Genomic DNA, 11,935 nt, shown 5'->3' with positions numbered 1-11,935 from the left:
CAGAATTTTGCGCGGATCATCGGGGCTGATTCAGCCGGTTGCAAGTGCCCTTTGATCATCGCGGCCCATGGCGATCAGAAAAGGCTCGGCTTGTTGTTGTGCCTGAAACGCCTCCTTATCCGACATGCCCTTCCAATCGGCCAGAACCAGTGACTGCGCCACGGCACCCCCCAGGGTCGCGCCCGGGCCGGTGACGATGAACAGGTCCGGGGCGAACTCGCGCGCAGCGGTCTGGATGGCGCGGGTAAAATCATAGGTCTCGGTAACCTGATGGCCCAGAGTGTAATCCCACAGCGCCTGCGTATCTGTCGCGCCCGGCCACCAGATTTTGCCGCGCCCATCGATCAAGGGGCGATCAGGCTGCGCAAACAGATCCGGTGCCAGTCGCGCGCGCCCTTCCGCAGCGACCGGAGTCTGCAAGGACGTATGAAACGCCGCGTGGTTCGCCAACCGCATCGGAAAGCGTTCCTGTACAACAGGCTGAGAAGCTTCGAACGCGTTCAACCCCGCTTCGTTCCCGGCCAGCACCAACATCCCACCCAGATCAATGGACAGCGCCAAATCACACCCGTCGGTTGCGTTGATCCGCGCCACATCCGCCAGCAACTCGGCCTTGCGCGCCGGAGCATCCCGCCAATCGTCGCCCGCATATGGATAGACAAGCTGCCCGCCAATTAGCTGTTCCTGCATCAGCGTGCCCATCGTGTTCACCACCCGAAAACCATCCTGCGGCGACAGCGCACCACCAGCAGCCAGGGCAATATACCAGCCCATCGAATTACCGGTGACTGCGACAACCTCGATATCGTCCGCCAAAGCCTGCGCATCGGCAAACGAGGCCGCATAGATCAAGGGCGAGGCCACATCGCCCCGCGAATACTTGGACATCGTATACCGGCCTGCACCATCCAGGGCGGTCACGGCGTCCTGCCCCGTCTCGGCACGGATGGCGTCGAAGCTGTGGAACAGGTCCATCCGCTGCGCGTGATGGCGGTGCAGATAACCCAGCTCGGGCTTGTTATAGGTGCCCCGACCGGGGCAGATGACGACGGCTGTGCGGGTCATTGGCGGCCTCCGGCCAGTTTCAGCGCGGCGGCAACGATACCGCCCTTGGATGGCAGCGGTGCGGCATAGGCCGGACCCGTGGCGATAAAGCAATCCTCGGCCACAACGCGTGCGGTTGGCGTTGCGGGATTTTCTTCGGCGAAGAACGTCATCAGCGCCTCGGACTGGCTGCCGGTGCGGCGGCATTCATCTACGACCAGAACATGTGCGCAGGGTTTGGTGGCCTCGCGCAGGGCCTCGACTGGCAAAGGCGCCAGCCAGCGCATGTCGATGATGCGCGTCTTTATCCCGGCTGCGTCCAGCTTGGGCAGCGCCTGTTGCGACAGATAATGCCCGTTGCCATAGGTCACGATGGCCAGATCGGTGCCATCCCCATGCACGCCAACCTCACCCAACGAAATACGTTGATCCGGCGAAGGGTAGGTGGTCATCCATCCGCCATCTTGCGCCCCGTGCAAATCGCGCATCGGATAGAGCGCGATGGGCTCTAGAAACACCACCACCCTTTGCTCTTCCCGCGCCAACCGCACGCATTCACGCAGCATCTGTGCCGCATCTGCACCAGAGGACGGACAGGCAATGATCACGCCGGGAATGTCGCGCAGCACCGCCAGGGAGTTATCGTTGTGGAAATGCCCGCCGAACCCTTTCTGATACCCCAGCCCCGCAATCCGCAGCACCATCGGGTTCGTGAACTGCCCGTTCGAGAAGAACGGCAGCGTCGCGGCCTCGCCCCTGATCTGATCTTCGGCATTGTGCAGATAGGCCAGGAACTGAATTTCGGGGATCGGAATAAAGCCGTTGTGCCCCATTCCTATCGCCAGCCCAAGTATGGATTGCTCGTCCAACAGCGTGTCGATCACCCGATCCGGACCAAAGCGTTGTTGCAATTTCTGCGTCACACCATAGACGCCTCCCTTACGGCCCACGTCTTCACCCATACAGACGACTTCACCGTGTTCCAGCATCAGATCGGTCAGCGCCCAGTTGATCAGGCGGCTCATGGGCTGGGGGTCATTCATCGCCCGCAAATCGCCGCCAAAGGCTTTGGCGCGCGCCTCGGCATCCGGGCCGTTGGTGGGTTTGCAGATACGTTTCGGTGGAACCAGACTGGCCACCACCTCGGCGGCATCTGACAAGTGAGGGCGGGTGGCGGCCTCGGCGGCGATGCGATCCGTGCGGGCGCAGGTGTCATTGTAAATCTTCAACGCCTGATCCGGCTGCAACGCGCCCGCTTGATCCAACAAACGCACAGTATGCAGCAGCGGGTCGTTGGCCTCATCAGCTTCGACCTCGGCTTTAGGCAGGTAGGTGGTCGGCACATCCGCCCCGGCGTGACCGTAGAGGCGCACTGTTTTCAGGTGCAGAAAGGCGGGTTTTCGGCGGGTTCGCACGTAATCGGCGGCTTCCTTGGCCACGGCGTAAGTCTCGAATATGTCTAACCCATTGGCTTGGAAATACTTGACGCCCGGCCGATGCTCCATCGACGATTGAATCCAGCCCTTCGGTGTCTTTACCGAGATTCCGATCCCGTTATCCTCGCACACGAACAACAACGGTAACGGCGTCGATTGCACGCTGGTCCAACCGGCCGTGTTGAACGCCCCCTGCGCGGTCGAATGGTTGGCCGAAGCATCCCCAAAAGAACAAACAGCAATCCCGTCCAAGGGCAACTCGCGGTGTTCCGGATCATGCCGCCGCGCCGCGCCCAGGCTATAGGCCGCGCCCACCGCTTTGGGCAGGTGGCTGGCAATGGTCGAGGTCTGCGGCGGTATCGTCAGCGCATTTGAACCCAGCACCTTGTGTCGCCCGCCCGAGGTCGGGTCATCCTTGGAACATGCAAAGCTAAGCAACATGTCCCAGGCGATCTGCTGGCCCGGCACCTGTTCGGCCCGGGCAATCTGAAACGCCGCATCGCGATAATGCAGAAAGGCAATGTCGGTCGGGCGCAGCGCGTGGGCGACGGCTGCCATCCCCTCGTGCCCCGAAGAGCCTATCGTATAGAAGCCCTGCCCCGCCTTTTGCATCGCACGGCTGGTGCGGTCCAGCGCACGGCTGAGGACTTGCGACCGAAACAATGACACCGCATCGGGGTTGCTCAGACCCGGTCTGGGGGCGGCCCCGTCGGGTAAATCGCGCTGTGCGACTCGGGTCAGGAAATTCTCGTGAACGATCTGAGCGCGATCCATGGCCAGTTCCCTGATCCTGTGTGACTTAATCCGGAGTGTTGCCGCAGCAGCACCCCCCCTTTCTTGCAGGCATTCGAGGGCAGAGGCAAAAGAAAGTCGCAAGCACCCGGGAAATAAACCTCCGATCCGATGCACAGGCTTACACGCACATACCCTGAAGAAATACCTGCATTTGTATCGGGCTGGCGCGCGGCAAAAGCCAGTGATATTCCTTTCGAAAGGTATGAGGATTTGTCATATGATCGCCCCGCGCCGCTTTTTGCCCTCGATCCCCTCTTTGCTGGCGCTTGAGGCCGTTGATCGCCTTGGCAGCGCCTCTGCCGCCGCCGAAGAGCTGTCACTGACGCAAAGCGCAATCAGCCGTCAGCTCAAGACGATGGAGGAACAGCTTGGCGTCGCCCTTATCCAGCGCAGCCAAATGCGGTTGCATCTGACGCCTGCGGCAAAGGAATATGTCCAGGTCGCCCGCAAAGCGCTGAACCAACTGGCGCAGGCGTCGCTGAAGCTCAAGGCCAACCCGACCGGAGGGTCGCTAAACCTGTCGATCCTGCCTGCATTCGGCATGCACTGGCTGGCGCCACGCCTGCAGGATTTCGCCCGCCGCCATCCAGAAGTCACGGTAAATCTGAATACGCGGCTGCGGCCCTTTGATTTCGACACGGAACAATTCGACGCCGCGATCCACTTTGGTCAACGCGACTGGGCCGGCGTGAATTACCTGCCCATTATGCGCGAAGATGTGGTGCCCGTTTGCGCACCCGATATGCTGCCCGACGACAGCGATGACATTGAGTGGTTGATCAAAGCGCCTCTGTTGCATTTGGAAACACGCCCCGAAGCCTGGGAGGAATGGTTCGCCGCACAAGGCCGCGAGGTTTCTGGGATACAGGGAATGCTATTCGATCAGTTCTCGACCATGGGACAGGCCACTATCCACGGGCTGGGCGTGGCATTGCTTCCAAGTTACTTGATCGAGGCTGATCTGGCAGCGGGGCGGCTTGTCCCAGCGTGGCACGGTCCGGGTGTCAGCCTTGGGAATTTCTATCTGGTCTGGCCACAATCGCGGGCGGAATCCGAACCACTCAGATCATTCCGAGCGTGGCTGCAAGGTCAGATTGATCAGGCCCCCAACACGTAAGCCAGAGGTGCAATGCGGCTCTGCGCCGCCTTCGGCCTTGCGTCCTGCGGAAGGAGGAGGGGCCAGGCCGGCGCGCGCATAGCCCGCGCCGGCCTGGCCCAACGGGAGGAGATGTTTCGCCAGAAACATTGATGACGGGCGGGAGTAACCGGTCTGATTAAGTATCCAAAGATCGGGCAATGAGTTCCTTCATGATCTCATTGGTGCCGCCATAGATCATCTGAACGCGGGCATCCGCGTAAAGGCGGGCAATCGGGTATTCCATCATGAACCCATACCCACCGAACAGCTGCAAGCATTCGTGCATGATTTCGTTTTGAACTTCCGACCCCCAGTATTTCACCATCGAAGCGGTCGCCGCATCCAGCGTGCCAGCTTCAAGCCGCGCGATGCAATCATTGACGAAGCTGCGCAAAACCTCAGCCTTGGTCTTGCACTCGGCCAGCTTGAAGCGGGTGTTCTGGAAATCCATCACCCGTTGACCAAATGCCTTGCGTTCTTGCGTGTACTTCACCGTCTCAGCGATGGCGAAATCAATTGCGCCCAGCGCACCGATGCCAATCGTCAGGCGTTCCCAGGGCAATTGGTTCATCATTTGGTAGAACCCCTGCCCCTCTTCCGCGCCCAGAAGGTTGGTCATAGGCACCTTAACGTCTTCAAAGAACAGCTCAGCCGTGTCATTGGCCTTCATCCCCAGCTTCTTGAGGTTACGCCCCTTGCGAAAGCCCTCGGCGTCCTCGGTCTCAACCCCAATCAGTGAAACCCCTTTTGAGCCCAGCGCCTTGTCCGTCTTGCACGCCACAAGGATCAAGTCTGCCGATTGCCCGTTGGTGATGAATATCTTGGATCCGTTCAAACGGTAGGAATTTCCATCCTTGTCGGCCGTCGTGCGAATGGCCTGCACATCCGAGCCAGTCCCGGGTTCGGTCATGGCAAGCGCGCCGACCATCTCGCCCGACGCCAGTTTCGGCAACCAGTTTTGCTTTTGATCTTCGCTACCATAGGCGCTGATATAGTGGATAACGATAGATTGGATCGCATACCCCCACCCGGAATCCCCGTGCGAGGACTGCGCGTACATCGTAACCGCGTCAAAACCTATGCCGCCACCCACGCCACCGTAAACTTCGGGGATCGCGCCTGCCATTAGCCCTATGTCGCCAGCCTTGCGCCACATGTCGCGATCCACGACACCATTTTCGATCCAGCGTTCGATGTTGGGGATCAGCTCATCATCCATGAACCGATCCGCCATTTCGGCAAACATCCGGTGTTCTTCGGTTACCCAACTGGCGGTCGTGGTAAATAGCTGCATGCGGTATCCTCCCCAAATCTTCCGTTGATCAAGGTAGCTTTGGAGGCATTGCAATCCAATCCACCCAACGCGTTGGAACGTAACGTTCTTTTGAATGTTCGGGTCCGGTCAGGCCAGCGCCGCGTCCAGCAAGACCCGGGCAGCCGCCTTAGCATCCCCCGCCGGGTCGCAGGTTTTCAAGAACACAGCCGTCACAATCGCGCCTTCCTGCAATAGAACAATCTGGCAGGCCAGATGTTCTGGATCACGGGCACCGGCCTTCCGAGCCAGATCGATAAAATGATCGAGCAATATGCGCTTGTGCTCGGCGGATTGCTTGTGGATCGGGTGGTCAATTTCCTGATACTCCGCCCCTGCTTTGATGAACATGCAGCCGCGGTATTCTTTCTCATCAAACCACTCGCCCAGCGCATCGAAACTGGCGAGCAACTGGCCGACAGGGGTATCTGCAAGCTCCTCGATCCGAGAAAAGAACTCTTTTCGGAAGTTCTCATCCCGCAACTGCAAGGCAGCCAAAATCAGCTCTTCCTTGGTGCGAAAGTGTTTGTACATCGAGGTTTTTGACACGCCCGTTTCCACCACCAGCTTGTCCATTCCGGTGGCGTGAAATCCGTCACGATAAAAGACCTGCAAAGACTTGCGGACCAGTTCATCGCGTTTGTTTGGGCGCATGTGTCACCTCCTACATGTACAGATCAGTACATAATACCGCACTGTCCTCACGGCAACCGTAGAGTGCGCTGCGGTGAAATTTCAAAATAAGACTTGCAAAAGTTTACAGATCGGTACACATTGCCAACAAGATGTACCGATCTGTAAACCATGGAGCGTTCAGATGAGACACCATGCCAGCCTTTTCCCACCCCAGTACGTCCCGGTTGTTTTAACCTTGGCGATGCTTGCAGCCATACTGACATGAAAGACCACGCAATGAGCCGACCCCCGCTGCCCCCATTCAGTTTGGAAACCGCCAAACAAAAAGTCCGAATGGCGGAAAACGCTTGGAACAGCCGCGACCCGGATGTGGTCACTCCGGCCTATACTGATGACAGCCAGTGGCGAAACAGGGCAGAATTCCTAAACGGTCACGCCGAAATCCACGCCTTTTTGACCCGAAAGTGGAGCAAGGAACTGGACTATCGTTTAATAAAGGAACTGTGGGCCTTTTCCGGCAACCGTATCGCCGTGCGCTATGCATACGAATGGCGGGACGACAGCGGACAGTGGTTTCGGTCCTATGGCAACGAGAACTGGGAATTTGCACAAGATGGGCGGATGGCCAAACGCTATACCTCATTAAACGACTTACCAATTTCCGAGGGCGATCGCCTGTTTCATTGGCCACAAGGGCCCCGTCCCGATGATCACTCCGGGCTGTCTGACCTGGGGTTGTAAAGGGGTAAAAACATGCCGCGTGCCTTTTCCGAACTGACATTTACACCAGCCGTCCGTGCGCATCAGGAAAGGATGGGCTCAGCCAAGACTTACGCCAAGTTTGTTGACGGCGGTCCGCAGCAAGGCCATCAGATCGGACCGGTTGAAAAGGCCTTTATCGAAGCGCGCGATGGATTCTATCAGTCCACCGTTTCCGAGACCGGCTGGCCTTACGTTCAATATCGCGGCGGACCGATTGGGTTTCTAAAGGTTCTGGACCCACAGACCATCGGATACGCCGATTTCACAGGGAATAAACAGTATATTTCGCGCGGGAACCTGGATGGAAACGACCGGATCGCCCTGATCCTGATGGATTATGCCAACCAGAGGCGCCTCAAGATTTTGGGTCGGGTGGAGTTTACTGAGGGCGCGGCCGCCGCCGCCGACCTTTATCCCGAAGATGCAAAAGCCCCCGCCGAACGCGCCGTCCGAATTCGGGTCGAGGCGCTGGACTGGAACTGTCCCAGCAACATTACACCCCGCTTTACCGAAGCCGAGTTGCGCCCGCATCTTAACGCGCTGGGCCAGCAACTGGCTCAGTTACAGGCCGAGAACGAAAAACTAAGACAACAACTAGCGCAACGGTCCTGACCCCGTTGCACCCAAAATTCGCAAACTAAATCAGATAATAGGGTCCACATCCATGCTACGCTTTGCCTTGAATGCTGTTCATCTCGGCCTGATTGGGGCACTGTTGCTGGCTATGGGCCTTGCGTTGGCGTTTTTTGCCTCGCCTGAATCCGTGCGTTCCCCTCTTCCCTTTTCGCACGATTCCCTTTTGCTTGATCAGCTATCGAACAATTGATCTGCGCTGCGGAATTCTACGGAAATCTGACATGACCCCTTGACCTTCCCGTGACTGGAACCCTCATCTGGAGGGTAAAAGTGACGATAGGATGAGTCGGATGGCTGCGCCGCAGACAACTCAGTTGAAAATCTCAGGCATGGGATGTGCCTCTTGCGTCGGTCGGGTGGAAAGCGCCTTGCTGGATGTGCCGGGTGTGTCTGACGCATCGGTCAACTTTGCGACGGAAACCGCGCAGGTTACCTATGACGGTCAGTTCGGCGGTTTGATCAACGCACTGTCACATGCCGGATATCCCGCTGCGACCCGGCAAACGACCCTGAAGATCGCCGGTATGAGCTGTGCCTCGTGCGTCTCTAAAATCGAGCGCGCGTTGAAAGCTGATCCGGCAGTGGTGGACGCTCAGGTCAATCTGGCCACGGAAAGCGCGCAAATCACCTATGTCGACGGTGTAACCGATCCACAGATGCTGGCGAAACGCTGCGAAGAGGTCGGGTATCCGGCGCGCGTGGCGGACGCCGCCGACCCCCAGACCGATGGGCGCAAAACCGAAGAGGCCCATGCGCTGACCCGCGCCACCCTGTTTGCCGCCATCCTGGCCTTGCCCGTGTTCGTATTAGAGATGGGCGGGCATATGATCCCGGCTTTCCATCACTGGGTGCAGGCAAGCATCGGCACGCAAACCAGCCATCTGATCCAATTCGCGCTGACCTCAGTGATTTTGCTGGGGCCCGGGCGGGTTTTCTACGCAAAGGGCATCCCCTCGCTGCTGCGCGGATCGCCGGATATGAATGCGCTTGTGGCTTTGGGCACGGGCGCGGCGTACTTGTTCTCGGCCACGGCCACCTTTGCGCCGCAAATCCTACCGCAGGGCAGCGCAAACGTGTATTTCGAGGCCGCCTCGGTCATCGTCGTTTTGATCTTGCTGGGTCGCGTGATGGAAGCCCGCGCTAAGGGCCGCACCGGGGCCGCAATCCGCAAACTGGTAGGCTTGCAACCCAAAACCGCGCGGGTCGAAATGGACGGTCGCTTCATCGACCGTCCGATCGCCGACATTACTGTTGGGGACATCCTGCAAATCCGCCCAGGTGAGCGGGTTCCTGTGGACGCAGAGGTGCTTGAAGGCACCTCCTACGTGGATGAAAGCATGATCACGGGCGAGCCCGTTCCTGTGGGCAAATCCCCAACCGATCAGGTTGTTGGCGGAACGGTCAACGGCACCGGCGCGCTGCGTCTGCGCGCCACGCGGGTCGGGGCTGATACGGTTCTGGCGCAGGTCATTCGGATGGTCGAACAGGCGCAAGGGGCCAAGCTGCCGATTCAGGGGTTGGTCGACCGGATCACCGCATGGTTCGTGCCGGTGGTTATCGCCATCGCGCTGTTTACGATTGTCATCTGGCTGATCTTTGGACCCGCGCCTGCGCTCCCGATGGCACTGGTTACCGGGGTCTCGGTCCTGATCATTGCCTGCCCCTGCGCGATGGGTCTGGCGACGCCGACCTCGATCATGGTCGGAACCGGGCGCGCAGCTGAACTGGGGGTTTTGTTCCGCAAAGGCGATGCGCTGCAGCAATTGCAGCAGGCTAAGGTCATCGCGCTGGACAAGACCGGAACCCTGACGCTGGGGCGGCCCGAACTGGAAAGCGTCACCACCACGAACGGCTTTGGTCGCGACACCGTTCTGCGGTTGGCCGCAGCGGTAGAGGCGCAGTCAGAACACCCCATTGCCACCGCAATCACCCGCGCGGGTCCGGACGATCTGCCCGCAATATCCGCGTTTAAATCCCTAACCGGGCTAGGCGTTCAAGCGACGGTCGACGGGCACAATCTGTTGATCGGGTCGCCGCGGCTGATGGCGCAGAACGGGGTGGACTTAACCACCCTGACTGCCGAGGCCGATCTGCGCTCCAGCGAAGGTGCCACACCTCTGTTCGTCGCCATTGACGGTCAGGCGGCGGCTCTATTGGCGGTTTCGGACCCGGTGAAACCCGGCACGCAGGACGCGTTAGAACGATTGCATGCGATGGGCCTGAAACTGGCGATGGTGACCGGCGACAATGCCCGCACTGCACAAGCGCTGGCCGACAGGCTGGGCATCGACCATGTCACGGCCGAGGTTTTGCCGGACGGTAAACTGACCGCGATTACCGCGCTGCGTGAACAATTCGGCACATTGGCGTTTGTCGGCGACGGTATTAACGACGCCCCAGCGTTGGCGGCGGCGGATATCGGCGTGGCCATCGGAACCGGCACTGACGTGGCGATTGAAACGGCGGATGTGGTGTTGATGTCGGGTGATCTGCGCGGTGTGGCCAATGCGGTCGAGATCAGCCGCCGCACCATGCGCAACATTCGCCAGAACCTGGGCTGGGCCTTTGGTTACAACATCCTGCTGATCCCGGTGGCCGCTGGGGTGCTGTTCCCGTTCAGCGGGCATCTGCTATCCCCTGCCCTCGCTGCCGGGGCAATGGCGTTGTCCAGCGTCTTCGTGGTCGCCAACGCGCTGCGCCTGCGCCGTGTCCGGGCTGCACTGCCCGAAACATCCCAAGACCACACATCCCAAACGGTGACGCCATGAATATCGGAGACGTTGCAACCCAAACCGGCCTGCCCGCCAAGACGATCCGGTATTACGAGGATATCGGCCTGATCAAACCTATGCGGGACGACAACGGCTATCGCCGGTTCCGCGAACAGGACGTGCATAAGCTGAACTTTCTAGGCCGCGCCCGCGCGCTGGGGTTCACGATCGAGGATTGCCGCACTCTGATGGCCCTTTATGAGGATGAAACCCGCGCCAGTGCCGATGTCAAAAAGGTTGCCCGCGCGCATCTGGCGCAGATCGAAACCAAGATCGCCGACCTCAACGCGATGCGCTATACGCTGGGCCACCTGATCGACGCCTGTGCCGGAGATGACCGGCCTGATTGTCCGATCCTGCAGGATTTGGGTGGCAAACCCTGACACGGGGTTGCTCTTTGCGCGTGGCTTTGCTTTGTCTCTGCCTGGCAATCCGGCCCGCCAAATGAAATGGCCCGGACAACAGAGAGGATCACAATATGGCAAAAGTTGCGTTTCTGGGTTTGGGCGTCATGGGCTATCCAATGGCTGGTCACCTGCAGGCGGCGGGCCATGAAGTAACCGTATACAATCGCACTGCTGCAAAGGCCGAAGCCTGGGTTGCCCAACATGGTGGCGCGATGGCAACCACCCCGAAAGAAGCCGCCCAGGGCGCGGAGTTCGTCATGGCCTGCGTCGGCAACGATGATGACCTGCGGATGGTCTGCACGGGTGAAAATGGTGCCTTTGACGGAATGGCCGACGGCACAACTTTCGTTGATCACACCACCGTTTCCGCCAAGGTGACCCGTGAGCTTTATGCGGCGGGCCAAAGCAAGGGTATCGCATTTGTGGACGCCCCGATCTCGGGCGGTCAGGCGGGAGCCGAGAATGGCGTCTTGTCGATCATGTGCGGTGGTGATCAGGCCGCCTATGATGCGGCTGAACCGATCATGCAGGTCTATTCCAAGATCTGCCGTCGGATCGGCGACAGCGGCGCAGGGCAGATGACCAAGATGAGCAACCAGATCGCCATTGCCGGTCTGGTTCAGGGTCTCAGCGAAGCGCTACATTTCGCTGAAAAAGCCGGATTGGACGGTCGATCCGTTGTTGAGGTGATCAGCCAGGGCGCTGCGGGCAGCTGGCAGATGGCGAACCGCTATGAAACCATGCTGGATGATCATTTCGAACACGGTTTTGCGGTTGACTGGATGCGCAAGGATCTGGGGATTTGCCTTGAGACGGCAAACGAAACCGGGGCGTCCCTGCCGGTTACGGCGTTGGTCGATCAATTCTACAAAGATGTGCAAAAGCTGGGCGGCGGACGGTGGGATACATCTTCGCTGTTCAAGCGGTTGCGCGCGTTGGACTGACGGCATTGGGGGGCTGTCTGCCCCCTTTTGGACCGTTCGGCCAATTCACCCCCG

11 protein-coding genes are annotated in these 11,935 nt (G+C 59.3%); 7 read left to right on the top strand and 4 right to left on the bottom strand.

From position 1 onward, the window contains the following. Nucleotides 1-30 precede the first annotated feature (30 nt). Both ACR0LY_RS15660 and ACR0LY_RS15655 read right to left on the bottom strand, forming a co-directional pair. Complete coding sequence (locus ACR0LY_RS15660; protein ID WP_170350854.1) at nt 31-1,065, bottom strand: ACP S-malonyltransferase; 1,035 nt, start codon at nt 1,063-1,065, stop codon at nt 31-33. Beyond that, the gene (locus ACR0LY_RS15655; RefSeq protein WP_170350853.1) at nt 1,062-3,254 is read right to left on the bottom strand and encodes a dehydrogenase E1 component subunit alpha/beta; all 2,193 of its coding nucleotides are present in this window, start codon (nt 3,252-3,254) and stop codon (nt 1,062-1,064) included. The genes ACR0LY_RS15660 and ACR0LY_RS15655 overlap by 4 nt, the downstream gene beginning before the upstream one ends. A gap of 238 nt (nt 3,255-3,492) precedes the next feature. Between ACR0LY_RS15655 and ACR0LY_RS15650 the strand changes: the two genes are divergently transcribed. Beyond that, complete coding sequence (locus tag ACR0LY_RS15650; protein ID WP_170350852.1) at nt 3,493-4,392, top strand: LysR substrate-binding domain-containing protein; 900 nt, start codon at nt 3,493-3,495, stop codon at nt 4,390-4,392. A 157-nt stretch (nt 4,393-4,549) separates the two neighbouring features. On the opposite strand, the gene ACR0LY_RS15645 is transcribed toward ACR0LY_RS15650, so the two are convergent. After that, complete coding sequence (locus tag ACR0LY_RS15645) at nt 4,550-5,707, bottom strand: acyl-CoA dehydrogenase family protein (RefSeq protein WP_170350851.1); 1,158 nt, start codon at nt 5,705-5,707, stop codon at nt 4,550-4,552. A 108-nt stretch (nt 5,708-5,815) separates the two neighbouring features. Further along, a complete protein-coding gene (locus tag ACR0LY_RS15640) occupies nt 5,816-6,379 on the bottom strand; it encodes a TetR/AcrR family transcriptional regulator (RefSeq protein ID WP_170350850.1) in 564 nt (187 codons plus the stop codon). Nucleotides 6,380-6,637: 258 nt separating this feature from the next. Here ACR0LY_RS15640 and ACR0LY_RS15635 point away from each other — a divergent pair, with 258 nt between their 5' ends. The 6 genes from ACR0LY_RS15635 (at nt 6,638) to ACR0LY_RS15610 (ending at nt 11,881) form a co-directional block, all read left to right on the top strand. Next, a complete protein-coding gene (locus tag ACR0LY_RS15635; protein WP_170350849.1) occupies nt 6,638-7,102 on the top strand; it encodes a nuclear transport factor 2 family protein in 465 nt (154 codons plus the stop codon). A 12-nt stretch (nt 7,103-7,114) separates the two neighbouring features. Further along, entirely contained in the window at nt 7,115-7,735 is a 621-nt protein-coding gene (locus ACR0LY_RS15630; RefSeq protein ID WP_170350848.1) for a pyridoxamine 5'-phosphate oxidase family protein, read from the top strand. 52 nt (nt 7,736-7,787) lie between these two features. Next, nucleotides 7,788-7,949: a hypothetical protein gene (locus ACR0LY_RS15625; protein WP_480641117.1), complete on the top strand. Its 162-nt coding sequence runs from the start codon at nt 7,788-7,790 to the stop codon at nt 7,947-7,949. Between the two features lie 100 nt (nt 7,950-8,049). Next, nucleotides 8,050-10,527 carry a heavy metal translocating P-type ATPase gene (locus ACR0LY_RS15620; protein ID WP_170350847.1) on the top strand — a complete coding sequence of 826 codons (2,478 nt, stop codon included), beginning with the start codon at nt 8,050-8,052 and terminating at the stop codon, nt 10,525-10,527. Then, nucleotides 10,524-10,913, top strand: coding sequence for a Cu(I)-responsive transcriptional regulator (cueR, locus tag ACR0LY_RS15615; RefSeq protein WP_170350846.1), 390 nt, complete (start codon nt 10,524-10,526; stop codon nt 10,911-10,913). The genes ACR0LY_RS15620 and cueR overlap by 4 nt, the downstream gene beginning before the upstream one ends. A gap of 95 nt (nt 10,914-11,008) precedes the next feature. Continuing rightward, complete coding sequence (locus ACR0LY_RS15610; protein ID WP_170350845.1) at nt 11,009-11,881, top strand: NAD(P)-dependent oxidoreductase; 873 nt, start codon at nt 11,009-11,011, stop codon at nt 11,879-11,881. Nucleotides 11,882-11,935 lie beyond the last annotated feature (54 nt).

The sequence above is a fragment of the Ruegeria sp. BC5 genome (assembly GCF_056539205.1).
This window is presented reverse-complemented; position numbering and strand designations above follow the sequence as displayed.